Genomic DNA, 13349 nt, shown 5'->3' on the forward strand with positions numbered 1-13349 from the left:
GGGAGCCAGCCATGCGCTTCGACACCCTGCTGATCGCCAACCGTGGAGAGATCGCACTGCGCATCATGCGCACGGCGCGGCGCATGGGCCTGCGCTGCGTGGCCGTGTATTCCGATGCCGATGCATACAGCCCCCATGTGCGCTTTGCCGACCTGGCCGTGCACATAGGCCCTGCGCCTGCCGACCAGAGCTACCGCGACGGCGCGGCGCTGATCGCGGCCTGCCGGCGCGCGGGCGCCCAGGCCATCCATCCGGGCTATGGCTTCCTGTCCGAGAACGCGGACTTCGCGCAGGCCGTGGCCGATGCGGGGCTGGTGTTCGTGGGGCCTTCGCCGGGCGTGATCGACCTGATGGGCAACAAGGCCCGGGCCAAGCAGGCGATGGAGGTCGCAGGCGTGCCCACGGTGCCCGGGGCGGCGGCCCATGGCGATGCGCGCCAGGTGCTGGAGGCCGCGCGGCGCATCGGCTTTCCCGTGATCCTGAAGGCTGCGGCGGGCGGTGGTGGCCGGGGCATGCGCGTGGTGCGCCGCGAAGATGAACTGGAGGCGCTGCTGCGCCAGGCGCGGTCGGAGGCGGCCAGCGCCTTCGGCTCGGACGAGATCATCCTGGAGCGCGCCATAGAGAACGGCCGCCATATCGAAGTGCAGGTGCTGTGCGACGAGCATGGCCGTTGCCTGCACCTGGGCGAGCGCGACTGCTCGACCCAGCGGCGCTTCCAGAAACTGATCGAGGAAGCCCCGTCGCCCGCCGTGGACGAGGCGCTGCGCCAGGCCATGGGCGAGGTGGCGCGCAAGGCCTGCGAGGCCATCGGCTATACGGGTGCGGGCACGCTGGAGTTCCTGCTGGACGCGCAGCGGCGCTTTTACTTCATGGAGATGAACACGCGCCTGCAGGTGGAGCATGGCGTGACCGAGCTGGTCACGGGGCTGGACCTGGTGGAGCAGCAGATCCGCATCGCCCAAGGCCAGCCGCTGGCGCTGGCACAGCAGGACGTGCGCCTGCGCGGCCATGCCATCGAGCTGCGCCTGTGTGCCGAGGATCCCTGGCAGGGCTATCTGCCCCAGGTCGGCACGGTGGGCCTGTGGCGCGCGCCGCCCGAGGTGCGTGCCGACACCTGCCTGGAAGATGGCACCGAAATCGGGCCCTTCTATGACTCCATGGTGGCCAAGCTCATGGCCTGGGGCGACAGCCGCGAGGCCTGCCTGGCCAGCCTGCGCCAGGCCTGCGAACGCACGGCGCTGCTGGGCGTGCGCAGCAACCTGGGCTTTCTGCGCCGCTGCCTGGCGCATCCGCAGTTCGCCGCAGGCGAGGTGACCACGGACTTCCTGGGGTGCCAGGACCTGGGGCAGGACCCCTGGCGGCGCACACCCTCGCCCCATGCGCGCGCGGCGGCCGCGCTGCTGCTGGGCGGCGGCATCGGCCCGGCGGCAGGCGCCATCGCTGCGGGCCGGATCACAGGCCGGATCACGGACCGGTTGCCGGGCCGGTCGCTGTGGCTGCGCGATGCCAGCCACCCGGCATCGCCATCCCCGGCGCAGGGCTATACGCTGAGCCACGCCGGGGGCGGGCTGCAGCTGGCCTGTGAGGATGGCCCGCCGCCCATGGCGCGTGGTGCCACCGATCCTGCGCCTGCGGCCGCTTCTGTCTCCGCTTGCTGGCAACTGGGCCATCTGCGCTGGGAGCCCCGGACGGGCCTGCTGGGGCTGGAGGTCGACGGCCTGTACCGGCCGCTGCACTGCCACCAGGACGCCAGCGGGCAGCTCTGGGTACAGGACGGTGCGGACAGCTTCGTGTTCGAGCGCCTGCTGCGCTTCGAGGCCGGCCACGGCAGTGCGGGCGGAGGAGGGCAGGTGCGCGCGCCCATGAGCGGCCGTGTCATCGCCGTGCTGGTGGACGAGGGCCAGCGGGTGGAGCGGGGCGACACCCTGCTGGTGATCGAGTCCATGAAGATGGAAATGCCGCTGGCCGCGCCCGGCGCGGGCCGCATCGCGGCGCTGGGCGTGCGCCCGGACATGCAGCTGGCCGCGGGCCAGGTGCTGCTGCAAGTGCGTGCCGATGAAGACAAGGAGCTGTCATGAACCCCTCCATCCTCCCGGACCGGCCCGCGCAGCACACGGTGCTCATCGGCGGTGCATCGGGTTTCTGGGGCGACTCCCAGATGGCCGTGCCCCAGCTTTTGCAGCAGCCGGGCCTGCAGTACCTGGTGTTCGACTACCTGGCCGAGACCACCATGTCCGTCCTGCAGCGCGCACGGCTGCGCTCGCCCGAACTGGGCTATGCCACCGACTTCGTGACGGCAGCGGTCGGGCCGCATCTGAGGGCCATCCGCGACCAGGGCGTGCGCCTGGTCTCCAATGCGGGGGGGCTGCATCCCGCAGGCTGCCGCGATGCCATCCTGGCGCTTGCGCGCGAGCAGGGCGTGCAGGTCAAGGTCGCCATCGTCACGGGCGACGATGTGCTGGAACGCCAGCCGGACTTCGAGCCCTGGCTGCAGGAGCCGCTGCCCGCGCAGCTGCCGCCGCTGATGTCGGCCAACGCCTATCTGGGCGCCGGGCCCATTGCCCGTGCGCTTGACGGCGGCGCCGACATCGTGGTCACGGGCCGCTGCGTGGACAGTGCGGCGCTGCTGGGCATTGCCATCCACGAATTCGGCTGGCGCATGGACGACTACGACCGCCTGGCCCAGGCCAGCCTGGCCGGCCACCTGGTCGAATGCGGCGCCCAGGCCACGGGCGGCCTGTTCACCGACTGGGAGTCCGTGCCCGACTGGGCCGACATCGGCTATCCGCTGGTGCGCATGCAGGCCGATGGCGGCTTCGAGCTGTTCCAGCCCGCAGGGCGCGGCGGCCTGGTCACGCGCCAGACCGTGGGCGAGCAACTGCTCTACGAGATAGGCGATCCCTGCGCCTATGCGCTGCCCGACGTGGTCTGCGACTTCTCGCAGGTGCGCATCGAGGACCTGGCTGGCCATGGCGGCGAGGGCGGGCGCGTGCGCGTCGGCGGTGCACGGGGGCGCGCGCCAGGGCCGGGCTACAAGGTCACGGCCACCTACCAGCAGGGCTGGCAGATCGCCATCATGATGGCCATCCGTGGCCAGCGCGCCATGGACAAGGCCCGCCGCACGGCCCAGGCGCTGCTGGCGCGCACCCGTGTGCAGATGCGTGCGGCGGGCTTTGCCGACTATGGCGAAACGCTGGTGGAACTGCTGGGCGCCGAGTCCATGTACGGCCCCCACCGCCGCGTGGCCGACAGCCGCGAGATCGTGCTGCGCATTGCCGCGCGGCATGCGGACCGGCGCGCGCTGGGCTTTTTGCAAAAGGAAGCCTCCTCGGCCGGTACCTCCATGGGGCCGGGCACGCGCAGCCACTTCGGCGGCCGGTCCGAGGTGCAGAGCGTGATCCGCACCGCCTCCTTCCTGCTGCCCAAGGCGGCCGTGGCCGTGCAATGCCAGGCGGCGGCCGATGCCTTGCCGGTCCCGGTACCGGTCCCGGTTACGGCGGATGGGGCGGCGTCAGCCATCGCTGATGAGGCCGCCGTGGCGGAGGCTCCCGCCGCGATGCCGTCCGACGAGGACACCGTGCGTGTGCCGCTGGGCTGGATCGCCCATGGCCGCAGCGGCGACAAGGGGGACGACGCCAACATCGGCCTCATGGCGCGTGCACCGCAATGGCTGCCCGTGCTGCGCGAACAGGCCAGCGCCGATCGCGTGCAGGCCTACTTCGCCCACCTGGCCAGCGGGCCGGTCACGCGCTACGAACTGCCTGGCCTGGGCGCATTGAACTTCGTGCTGCGCCAGGCGCTGGGCGGCGGCGGCTCCTGCAGCCTGCGCTCCGATCCGCTGGGCAAGTGCTATGCCCAGATGCTGCTCGACATGGAAATCGACTGCCCGCGGGCCCTGGCTCCCCAGGGCCCGCCCGTGGCCGCCCGCGCGCCCGGCGCATCACTGTGAAGGAGATCGATCATGCAGACGCAGGAACTGGAAACCCCAGAGGGCTGCGGCCCGAGCACGTTCAGGCCCATGCCAATGCCCTGGTCCCGCCGCGCCTGGCTGCGGGGCGGCTGTGCCGCGGGCCTGGTGGCCGCGCTGCCACCGCTGGCCCTGGCGCAGGGCAGCCGGCTGGACAAGCCCGTGCGCATCGTCGTCGCCTACGGAGCGGGTGGCGCCTCGGACAGCATTGCGCGCTATGTGGGCGAGGCCATCGCCCAGCGCGGCGGCAAGCCCGCCATCGTGGAGAACCGGCCCGGCGCGGACGGCAACATCGCCGCCGAGTATGTGCTGCGCGCGCCCGGCGATGCCTACAACCTGCTGGTGTCGGGATCGTCCACGCATGCGGCCAACGCCACCATCTACCGCAAGCTGGGCTATAGCCCGCAGGGCGATTTCACGCCGCTGGCCACCATGGCGACCACGCCCTATGCCATGCTGGTCAACCCCCGGCGCATCGCCCAGGCCACGGCGACCGACTTCCTGGCCTGGGCGCGCAGGGAGGGAACGCAGCTGTCCTTCGCCAGCGCCAATGTGGGCGGGCGCATCGCGGGCGAGCGCTTCAAGCAGCTCACCCGGATCAATGCCGTCAACGTGCCCTACAAAAGCAGCGCCCAGGCCATGACGGACCTGATCGGCGGGCAATTCGACTACTACTTCTGCGACATGCTCACGGCGCTGCCCCAGGTCAAGGCCGGCACGGTGCATGCGTTGGCCCTGTCCAGCGCCCAGCGCATACCCAGCCTGCCCGATGTGCCCACCGTGGCCGAGCTGGGCTACCCCGACTTCGACGTGAGTTCCTGGATCGCCGTCTGGAGCGCCAGGGCCGCCACGCCGCCCGCCGTCTCGGTCCTGCTGTCGCAATGGGTGGGCGAGGCCCTGTCCGGCGCGGCGGGCAAGGACTTCCTGGTCGGCAAGGGACTGGTGCCCACGCCCGTGTCGCCCGAGCACCTGCTGTTCCTGCAGGAGCGCGATACCCGGCTGTGGGGGCGGATCATCACCGAGGCGGGCATGACGGCCCCCTGAGCCGGGGCAATGCGCCATGGCGACTCAACGCGGAGCGATCAGATGAAGCACCTTTCTTGCACTGTCGTCCAGCGCGTCGGCGCGCCAGTAAAGGTGAAACCGCATGGGGGCGAGGGCGGGCAGGCGGACCTGGGGGTCGAGCACGCGCACGTCGGGGGCCAGCATCTCCACCGTGCGGGCCGTGATGCCCAGGCCCGCACGCACGGCGGCACGCACACCGGCCAGGGTGGAAGTCTGGAAGGCCGCATGCCAGCCGATGCCGGCCTCGTCCAGGGCCTGCACCATGCTGCTGCGAAACGGGCAGGCGTTGTCCATGAGGATCAGCGGCACGGAGCTGCCGGCCTGGTGGTGGTAGCGCGCACCCGCGATCCAGGCCACGGGCGAGGTACGCAGCACCAGCTGCTCGAAGCCCGCATGGGCGGCAATGTCCACCAGCAGGTCCACGTCGCCCCGGCGCAGCGCCGAGGCCAGCCAGCGGCTGCGCCCCACCTGGATGTCGATGCTGAGCTTGGGAAAGTTCTCGGCGCACAGCTCCAGGTAGGCGGGCAGCAGGGCGTCCAGCGCGTCGGCGCAGACGCCTATGCGCACCGGGTGGGAGAAGGTCTCCTCGGTGATGGCGCGGTAGGCCTCGTCGTTGAGGCTGACCATGCGCCGCGCGTATTCCAGCAGCCGCGCGCCCTCGGTCGTGAGGCGCTTGCGCCGGCCCACGCGCTCGAACAGCGCGCAGCCCAGCAGGGCTTCCAGTTTCTGCATCTGCTGCGAGACCGCTGCCTGGGTGCGGTAGACCTTCTCGGCGGCATTGGTGAAGCTCTCGCGCTCCGCCACGGCCACGAAGGTGCGCAGCAGGCTGATGTCGAGGTTGCGGGCCGTCATCGCGTGGCCGCTCCCTGCCATGTGGTCGGGTGCACCTTGTCTCCTTGCCGGCCTTCAAAGGCCTTCTTTCTTGTCTGAACGCCGCATTCCATCGGAGGAAACCATGTCCGACGCCATCCTAGACCAGGCCGCGCCCGCCTGCGTGCTCCGCACCATAGACGGGCCTGTCTGCACCATCCACCTGAACCGGGCCGAGGCCCGCAACCCGCTGGGCGCGGACACGGTGCAGGCGCTGTCCCAGGCCGTGCGCGAAGCCTCGCAGGCGCCAGGCGTGCGCGCCATCGTGTTCACGGCCGCCGGGACGGCCTTCAGTGCCGGAGGCAACCTGGGCAATCTCCAGGACCGGCTGGACGCGCCGGCAGGACGCGATGGCCGCGACCCCATCGCGGCCGGCAATCGCCGCTACGGGGACTTCCTCACCGAGCTGTCCCGCGTGCCCCAGGTCACCATGGCCTGTGTGCAGGGGCCGGCCATGGGCGGTGGCGCGGGCCTGGCCTGTGCGGTGGACATCGCCATAGGCTCGCCACTGGCCCGGTTCGGTTTTCCCGAGGCGTCCATCGGCCTGGTGCCCGGGCAGATCCTGCCCTTCGTGGCCGCGCGCCTGGGCCTGCAGGCGGCGCGCCGCCTGGTGCTGACGGCAGAGCGCATCGATGCCGCCGAGGCCCATCGCATCGGCCTGCTCGACTACCTGGCCGAATCGCCGCAGGAACTCATGCCCCTGGTCCGGCGCGTGTTGCGCTCCATCGTGGCCACCGCGCCCCAGGCCTCGGCCGCCACCAAACGCCTGCTGGGCGGGCTGCCCGTGGCGCCGCTGCCGGCCAGCGAGGCGCTGCAAGGCTACCTGGACGCGGCCGCCGACCTGTTTGCACGGCAGATGCGCTCGGAAGCGCCCGAAGGCGTGGCTGCCGCACGCGAGCGCCGGCCGGCCAGCTGGAACCAGGCTGCTGGCTTGAACCTGGGCACTTGAAACACTCAAGGAGACTTGCGATGGCTGCCATGGACGGACTCAAGGTGATCGATCTCTCACGCGTGCTCGGCGGGCCGCTGTGCGCGCAGATCCTCGGCGACCACGGTGCCGACGTGCTCAAGATCGAAGGCCCCGACGGCGACGAGACGCGGACCTGGGGCCCGCCCTTCGACGCGGCCGGCATGGCCTCCTACTTCGCGGGCATCAACCGCAACAAGCGCACGGTCTGCCTGGACCTGTCGCGGACCGAAGGGCGCGAAGTCGTGATGCGGCTGCTGGAAGACGCAGACGTGCTGATCGAAAACTTCAAGGTCGGCACGCTGGAGCGCTGGGGCATGGGCTACGCGCAGCTGCTCAAGGACCGCTTTCCGCGCCTGGTCCACTGCCGCGTGACAGGCTTCGGCGCCACCGGCCCGCTGGGCGGCCTGCCAGGCTACGACGCGGCCGTGCAGGCGCTCAGCGGCCTCATGAGCATCAATGGAGACCCCGATGGCGTGGCCACGCGCATGGGCGTGCCCATCGTGGACGTGACCACGGGCCTGAACGCCGTCATCGGCATCCTGATGGCGCTGCACGAGCGCGAGCGCAGCGGCCTGGGCCAGTCGGTGGAATCGGCCCTGTACGACAGCGCCATCTTCTCGCTGTACCCGCACTCCATCAACACCTTGTTCACGGGCCGTGCACCCCAGCGATCGGGCAACGGCCATCCCAACATCGCGCCCTACGACACCTACGCCACGGCCACCGACCCCATCTACCTGGCCGTGGGCAACAACGGCCAGTTCCAGCGCCTGTGCGAAGCCGTGGGCCATGGCCACCTGTCCAGCGACCCACGCTATGCCACCAATGCACAGCGGGCCGTGCACCGCTTCGAACTCAAGCGCGACCTGGAGGCCGCCTTTGCCCGCTTCGATGCGCAGGCGCTGTTCGAGAAGCTGGTCGCCACGGGCGTGCCCTGCGGCGTGATCCACAACGTGGTCGAGGCCCTGGACCATCCCCACACCGCCCATCGCGGCATGGTGGCGGAGGTGGACGGCTTCCGGTCCGTGGCCTCACCGGTCAAGCTGGACCGCACCCCGGCCAGCTACCGCCTGCGGCCCCAGGAAATAGGCAAGAGCAGTGTGCAGGTGCTGGCGGAGGCCGGGTTCACGGCCGGGCAGATCGGCCAGTTGCTGGACAGCGGGGTGCTGCGGCAGTCGGCAGGCCCTGAAGCCGCTCCGGCTGGTGGTTGAAAAATTGCACAAGATCCGAAACGGTATGGACACGCCCGTAGCAGGGGTTGGTCTGGGTGTCATCCAGGCAGCGGCCCGTGCGGCGGGCGATGGCGGGGACAAGCTCCATGTCGAGGGTGTCGTCGTCGATTTCCAGTTCCTTGCCGAGCCGGTCCGATGCGCGTACGGGAAAGCCCGCTCGGCTGCCACGCAGTTCATGCTGGATCTGTTCATGGACGGCGCGCACCACCAGCGGGTCCGTGCTGCGCAGGTCAAAGGAGCGCGCAAAGCCGCAGATCGACTCTCCCTCACGCATTGCGGCAATGGCCTGCAGCCTGGTCTTGTGGCGGCTGCTCGTCCAGGCCGCCAAACCAGCCACCACCGTGATCACCACGACTGTGCCGAACGGATGGCGCACCATGGCCGCGCCCATGCCGCAGGCAAGGGCGGCAATGAAGGCTCCACATGCCATGCGTTGCCAAAGGCGCGCTGGAGGCTGTTCAGGTGGTGGCAGCGGCTGTCGTCGGGAGGATGGGCGCATGCCGGCCAATTCAGTGGCTTCCGCCAGAACACGGCAGTGTTGTGCCTGTGTCCGGATTGAGGCTTCCCGCCCGGATGCCGGCCACGATGAAGGTCACCAGGTACTCGGCCTTGTGCTCTATGTCACCCGCGCGGATGGTGCCGGCCGACAGGCGTTCAATGCGCCGATCGAAGACGCTCATGACCAGGGCGCCCACGGCGAACAGATAGGCCCAGTGCGCGTAGTCGTGGTTCTGTCGGGGCAGGGCCTGTTCTATGGCGCGTATGAACTCCATGCCGAACGGGTCGAAGTAGTCCTGCACGATACCGCGATCGGCCTCACGCGGATCGGAGGTTTCGCGCGCGATCAGCCTGGCGTAGGCCAGCCCGGCCTCGCTGCCCTGGGCCTGCATGACGGGCAGCACAAAGGCGCGCACGATGTGCACCAGCGGGTCCCCACCGGGCGCCAGGGGCTGGCGCAGCGCGGCCAGGCGGGCATCCAGCACGGCCTTGTAGCGGTCGAACAGGGCGCGGTACAGGTTCTGCTTGGTTTCAAAGTGGTAGACGATCAGCGGCAGTCCGACCCCGGCCGCCGCGGCGATGTTCCGCATGGACACACCGTCGAAACCGCCTTCGGCGAACAGGCGCTCGGCCGCGTCCAGTATGCGCTCGCGCTTGCTCACGGAGGTGCCGCTTTGCAGGGGCTCCGGGGCTTTTTTCGTCTTCGGCGTCGATCTGCCTTGCATGCGTCTTCCTTGGTGCAGGCGCGATTGTAGGGAAACGGGAGCATGCGGGCCTGACGGCGCCCGACTTGAGCATGCGTGGCAGAGGCTCATGGTTGTCCCTATGAAAAAACTGACTGTACGATCGTACAGTTTGCACAAACAAGCCACTACCTCATCGGGAGACAAGACCGTGAACTCTTCATCCAGCGCCCTGAAGTGGCGTGTGCTGATCGGCTATTTCCTCAGCTACATGTTCGATGCCGTGGACATCATCATCCTGGCCATTGCCATGCCCTCCATCACGGCCTCGCTGCAGATCGGGCCCACGCAGGCGGGGCTGCTGGTGACGGCGACGCTGCTGGGCATAGGGCTGAGCGGCGTGGTGATGGGGCCGGTGGCCGATGCCCTGGGCCGCCGCAAGGCGCTGCTGCTTTCGCTGGCCAGCTTCGGCCTGCTGACCATGGCCATCGCAGCCGCCACGGACTGGCGCCAGATTCTGGTGCTGCGTTTCCTGGCGGGCCTGGGCCTGGGCAGCGTCTGGAGCACGGCGGCCGCCCATGTGAACGAGACCTGGCCCGCGCACCAGCGCGGCCGGGCCACGTCCTTCGTGCTCAGTTCGTTCTCGGTGGGCGCGGCACTGGCGGCGACAGCCGCGGCCTATGTGCTGCCCGCGCATGGCTGGCGCGTGCTGTTCTTCGTCTGCGGCGCGGCGGTGCTGATCGCCATCGCCTATGTCTGGCTGCGCGTTCCCGAGTCCCAGGCCTGGCTGGAGCAGCGCAGGCAGCGCGGCGGTCACGGCCTGGCCACCGCTGGTGCGTCGGGCGCCGCCGCGCCGGGGCTTGCGGCGCTGTTCGCCCCGGACCTGCTGCGCGTCACGGTGCTGGGCACGCTGACGTCGGCCCTGGCGCTTGCGGCCTACTGGGGCGCCAGCACCTGGCTGCCCACCTTCCTGGTCAAGGAACGCGGCCTGGACGTGGGCACCATGGCGCGCTTCATGGCCTTGCTCAACGTGGGCATGTTCGTGGGCTACAACGCCTTCGGCCTGATCGCCGACCGCATCGGCAAGCAGCGGGCCGTGATCCTGTCGCTGGTGGGCACGGGGCTGGCGTTGCCGCTGTACATCCAGGCCACGGACCACACGGTCCTGCTGTGGCTGGGCCCGGCGTTCGCCTTCTTCATGGCCTTTGCGGGGCTGATGGGCTCGTATTTCGCCGAGCTGTTTCCCACGCAGTTGCGCGCCACGGGCACGGGCTTTTGCTTCAACGTGGGGCGCGGCATTTCCGCTTTTGCGCCGCTGGCGCTGGGTTCGCTTTCGGCCAGCCTGGGCTTTGCCATGGGGATTGCGCTGTGCGGCGGCCTGTTCCTGGTGGCCGCCGTGGTGGTGGCCCTGCTGCCGCGCGACGGCGCCGTGGCCGTAACCACAGCCTTGCCCGCGCGTTGAGTTCCAGACCTTTTCTTTTATTCCAACCCGAGGAGACCCCACCGTGCCACGCCGCTTTGTAGACCTGTCCATCTATCTGGAGAACGATGTCGTTTCCGATCCGCCGGCCTTCAGGCCCGAGATCCAGTACTTCACGCACGAGAACACGGTCGAACAGATCGAGCCCTTCTTCCCGGGGCTGCGCAAGCAAGACCTGCCCGACGGGGAGGGCTGGGCCGTCGAGAAGGTCACGCTGTCCACCCACAACGGCACGCACCTCGATGCGCCCTTCCACTTTCACAGCACCATGGACAAGGCGCTGGGGAAGAAAAAGCCCGCCATCACCATTGACGAAGTGCCGCTGCAGTGGTGCTTCCAGCCTGGCGTGAAGCTGGACTTCCGCCATTTCGAGGATGGCTATGTGGTGACGGCCGCCGACGTCGAGGCCGAGCTGCGACGCATAGGCCATGCACTGCAGCCGCTGGAGATCGTGGTGGTCAATACCCGAGCGGGCAGTCGCTATGGCGGCAATGACTATGTCTCGTCCGGCTGCGGCATGGGCTACGAGGCCACCATGTACCTGCTGGAGCGCGGCGTGCGGCTGACAGGCACCGACGCCTGGAGCTGGGACGCGCCCTTCGTCCACACGGCCGAGAAGTACGCGGCCACGCACGATGCCAGCCTGATCTGGGAAGGCCACAAGGCCGGGCGCGACATCGGCTACTGCCACATAGAGAAGCTGCACAACCTGGAGGCGCTGCCGCCGGACGGCTTCTACATCAGCTGCTTTCCGCACAAGATCCGTGGCGCCTCGGCCGGCTGGACGCGCGCCGTGGCGATCTTCGACGAGGCGCTGCAGGCGCAGACTGCCTGAGGGGTGCCATGATCGAGCTTGACCCCACCCATGAAGCCGGCGCGCGCAGCTGGCTGGAGTCGGCCCAGGCGGCCGGTACGGACTTTCCCCTCCAGAACCTGCCGTTCGCGGTGTTCCGCCCGCAGGGCACCGGGCAGGCTTTTCGCGGCGGCGTGGCCATAGGCGACCAGGTGCTGGACTTGGCCGCGCTGGGCTCCGCGGGCGTGCTGGACGGCCTGGCGGGGCAGGCGCTGGGCGCGGCGGCGCAGCCGGCCCTCAACGACTTCCTCGCGCTCGGGCCGCAGGCCTGGCGTGCGCTGCGGCATGCGCTGTTCGGCCTGCTCCACGAACAGGCCGGGGCCGCGCGCGTTGAACAGGTACGCCGCTGCCTCGTGCCCCAGGCCGATGCCGAGTACACGCTGCCCGCGCGCATAGGCGACTACACGGACTTCTACACCTCGCTGGACCATGCGCTCAACTGCATGCGCATCATGTATCCCGATGCGGACGTGCCCGCCAACTTCCGCTGGCTGCCCCAGGCCTACCATGGCCGGGTGTCCTCCATCGGCGTCAGCGGCCAGCGTTTCCACCGCCCCATGGGCCAGTTCCTGCCGCCTGGCGGCTCCACCCCGGTGTTCCAGCCCTGCGCGCGCATGGACTATGAGCTGGAGCTGGGATTCTGGATAGGGCAGGGCAACGCGCAGGGCCGGCCCATCCCGCTGGCGCAGGCCGAGCAGCATGTATTCGGCATCAGCCTGCTCAATGACTGGTCTGCGCGTGACATCCAGGTCTGGGAGATGGCGCCGCTGGGGCCTTTCCACGCCAAGAACTTCGCCACCACCGTGTCGCCCTGGATTGTGACGCTGGATGCACTGGCGCCCTTTCGCACGGCCTGGACACGGCCTGCCGGAGATCCGCAGCCGCTGGCCTACCTGGAGTCGGCAGGCAACCGTGCGGCCGGCGCGCTGGACATCCAGCTGGAGGTGTGGATTCACAGCGAGCAGGCGCGCGCCCGGGGCCGAGGGCCGGCCCGGCTGTCCGGCACCAGCTTTCGCCACCAGTACTGGAGCATGGCCCAGATGGTGGCCCACCACACGGCGGGCGGCTGCAACCTGCAGCCGGGCGACCTGATAGGCAGCGGCACGATTTCGGGCCCAGGCCCTGGCGAGGCGGGCGCCATGATCGAGCTGGCCCGGGGCGCGCAAAGCCCCGTGGACATCGGCGGTGGAGAGCAGCGCGGCTTCCTGCACGATGGCGACACGGTGCTGCTGCGCGGCTGGTGCGAGAAGTCCGGAGCCGCGCGCATCGGGTTCGGGGAGTGCCGGGGGACGGTGCAGGCGGCGAGGGAGCAGGGCTAGCTGCCGCAGGGGCGCTGGCACAGGAACGGCTTGTTCGAGCCGGTACACCCTCGCCGCCGTCCCGCTGAACAGCAGGGCCTTCTCGTCCGGCGACATGCCCGTCGCAATGCGCTTGAAGGCATTCCACAGCACCTGGTAGCTGCAGGTTCCCTTGTCCACGGGGAAGTTGCTTTCGAACATGCAGCGTTCTGGGCCGAAGAGGTCGATGCAGGCGCGGATGTACGGTCCCCAGGCCATGGCCAGTTCCAGGGAGTTGGGTGGCTGGTGGCGCAGGTCGAAGGCGATGACGCGAAAGCGCCGCGTGATCTCCTCGTCGCACATCAGGTGGCGGAACAGGCGCGCGTCGGCGCCGGCGGTGTGCAGGCATAGCAGGGGCGCGCCCTGGCCGCTTTCCTCGAAGTGGATGCGGTGC

The 13349-nt window shown here is 69.7% G+C and carries 11 protein-coding genes and 1 pseudogene; 8 read left to right on the top strand and 4 right to left on the bottom strand.

Going from position 1 to position 13349, the window contains the following annotated elements; translation table 11 throughout:
- Window positions 1–11 precede the first annotated feature (11 nt).
- From A9976_RS11970 to A9976_RS11980, 3 genes are all read left to right on the top strand, one after another.
- On the top strand, window positions 12–2078 hold the full coding sequence (locus tag A9976_RS11970) for a biotin carboxylase N-terminal domain-containing protein (protein ID WP_183019190.1): 2067 nt from the start codon (window positions 12–14) through the stop codon (window positions 2076–2078).
- On the top strand, window positions 2075–3949 hold the full coding sequence (locus tag A9976_RS11975; RefSeq protein ID WP_183019191.1) for an acyclic terpene utilization AtuA family protein: 1875 nt from the start codon (window positions 2075–2077) through the stop codon (window positions 3947–3949). Before A9976_RS11970 ends, A9976_RS11975 begins: the two co-directional genes overlap by 4 nt.
- Window positions 3950–4024: 75 nt before the next feature.
- A complete protein-coding gene (locus tag A9976_RS11980; protein WP_183019192.1) occupies window positions 4025–5011 on the top strand; it encodes a tripartite tricarboxylate transporter substrate binding protein in 987 nt (328 codons plus the stop codon).
- A 24-nt stretch (window positions 5012–5035) separates the two neighbouring features.
- Here the strand turns inward: A9976_RS11980 and A9976_RS11985 are convergent, their stop codons facing one another.
- Window positions 5036–5884 carry a LysR family transcriptional regulator gene (locus A9976_RS11985; RefSeq protein WP_183019193.1) on the bottom strand — a complete coding sequence of 283 codons (849 nt, stop codon included), beginning with the start codon at window positions 5882–5884 and terminating at the stop codon, window positions 5036–5038.
- Window positions 5885–5987: 103 nt separating this feature from the next.
- On the opposite strand from A9976_RS11985, the gene A9976_RS11990 reads away from it, so the two are divergent.
- Together A9976_RS11990 and A9976_RS11995 are read left to right on the top strand one after the other, a co-directional pair.
- Window positions 5988–6851 (top strand): enoyl-CoA hydratase/isomerase family protein, encoded by an 864-nt coding sequence (locus A9976_RS11990; protein ID WP_220808621.1) that lies wholly within the window; start codon window positions 5988–5990, stop codon window positions 6849–6851.
- Between the two features lie 20 nt (window positions 6852–6871).
- On the top strand, window positions 6872–8083 hold the full coding sequence (locus A9976_RS11995) for a CaiB/BaiF CoA-transferase family protein (RefSeq protein ID WP_183019194.1): 1212 nt from the start codon (window positions 6872–6874) through the stop codon (window positions 8081–8083).
- Here A9976_RS11995 and A9976_RS12000 read toward each other — a convergent pair.
- Both A9976_RS12000 and A9976_RS12005 read right to left on the bottom strand, forming a co-directional pair.
- Window positions 7998–8483 carry a hypothetical protein gene (locus tag A9976_RS12000; RefSeq protein ID WP_183019195.1) on the bottom strand — a complete coding sequence of 162 codons (486 nt, stop codon included), beginning with the start codon at window positions 8481–8483 and terminating at the stop codon, window positions 7998–8000. The two genes, A9976_RS11995 and A9976_RS12000, sit on opposite strands and share 86 nt — an antisense overlap.
- Window positions 8484–8613: 130 nt before the next feature.
- Window positions 8614–9327: a TetR/AcrR family transcriptional regulator gene (locus A9976_RS12005; protein ID WP_183019196.1), complete on the bottom strand. Its 714-nt coding sequence runs from the start codon at window positions 9325–9327 to the stop codon at window positions 8614–8616.
- 169 nt (window positions 9328–9496) lie between these two features.
- Between A9976_RS12005 and A9976_RS12010 the strand changes: the two genes are divergently transcribed.
- Genes A9976_RS12010 through fahA form a run of 3 tightly spaced genes read left to right on the top strand, consistent with a single transcriptional unit; the run spans window position 9497 to window position 12937 of the window.
- Window positions 9497–10747 (top strand): MFS transporter, encoded by a 1251-nt coding sequence (locus A9976_RS12010; RefSeq protein ID WP_197956586.1) that lies wholly within the window; start codon window positions 9497–9499, stop codon window positions 10745–10747.
- 43 nt (window positions 10748–10790) lie between these two features.
- Window positions 10791–11600, top strand: coding sequence for a cyclase family protein (locus tag A9976_RS12015; protein ID WP_183019198.1), 810 nt, complete (start codon window positions 10791–10793; stop codon window positions 11598–11600).
- A gap of 8 nt (window positions 11601–11608) precedes the next feature.
- Window positions 11609–12937: a fumarylacetoacetase gene (gene fahA, locus A9976_RS12020; RefSeq protein ID WP_183019199.1), complete on the top strand. Its 1329-nt coding sequence runs from the start codon at window positions 11609–11611 to the stop codon at window positions 12935–12937.
- A 33-nt stretch (window positions 12938–12970) separates the two neighbouring features.
- Here the strand turns inward: fahA and A9976_RS31400 are convergent.
- Window positions 12971–13216: pseudogene (locus A9976_RS31400) on the bottom strand (amidohydrolase family protein); the annotation flags it as partial.
- Window positions 13217–13349: the final 133 nt, after the last annotated feature.

It is taken from the genome of Delftia sp. UME58 (assembly GCF_014170385.1).
Classification (GTDB): Bacteria; Pseudomonadota; Gammaproteobacteria; order Burkholderiales; family Burkholderiaceae_C; genus Comamonas; species Comamonas acidovorans.

What these genes read in the sequence shown, in the direction of transcription:
- A9976_RS11990 (WP_220808621.1), top strand. Translation starts at nt 5,988, where the DNA reads ATGTCCGACGCCATCCTAGACCAGGCCGCGCCCGCCTGCGTGCTCCGC.
- A9976_RS11970 (WP_183019190.1), top strand. Translation starts at nt 12, where the DNA reads ATGCGCTTCGACACCCTGCTGATCGCCAACCGTGGAGAGATCGCACTG.
- A9976_RS11995 (WP_183019194.1), top strand. Translation starts at nt 6,872, where the DNA reads ATGGCTGCCATGGACGGACTCAAGGTGATCGATCTCTCACGCGTGCTC.
- A9976_RS11985 (WP_183019193.1), bottom strand. Translation starts at nt 5,884, where the DNA reads ATGACGGCCCGCAACCTCGACATCAGCCTGCTGCGCACCTTCGTGGCC.
- A9976_RS12005 (WP_183019196.1), bottom strand. Translation starts at nt 9,327, where the DNA reads ATGCAAGGCAGATCGACGCCGAAGACGAAAAAAGCCCCGGAGCCCCTG.
- A9976_RS11980 (WP_183019192.1), top strand. Translation starts at nt 4,025, where the DNA reads ATGCCCTGGTCCCGCCGCGCCTGGCTGCGGGGCGGCTGTGCCGCGGGC.
- A9976_RS12000 (WP_183019195.1), bottom strand. Translation starts at nt 8,483, where the DNA reads ATGGTGCGCCATCCGTTCGGCACAGTCGTGGTGATCACGGTGGTGGCT.
- fahA (WP_183019199.1), top strand. Translation starts at nt 11,609, where the DNA reads ATGATCGAGCTTGACCCCACCCATGAAGCCGGCGCGCGCAGCTGGCTG.
- A9976_RS11975 (WP_183019191.1), top strand. Translation starts at nt 2,075, where the DNA reads ATGAACCCCTCCATCCTCCCGGACCGGCCCGCGCAGCACACGGTGCTC.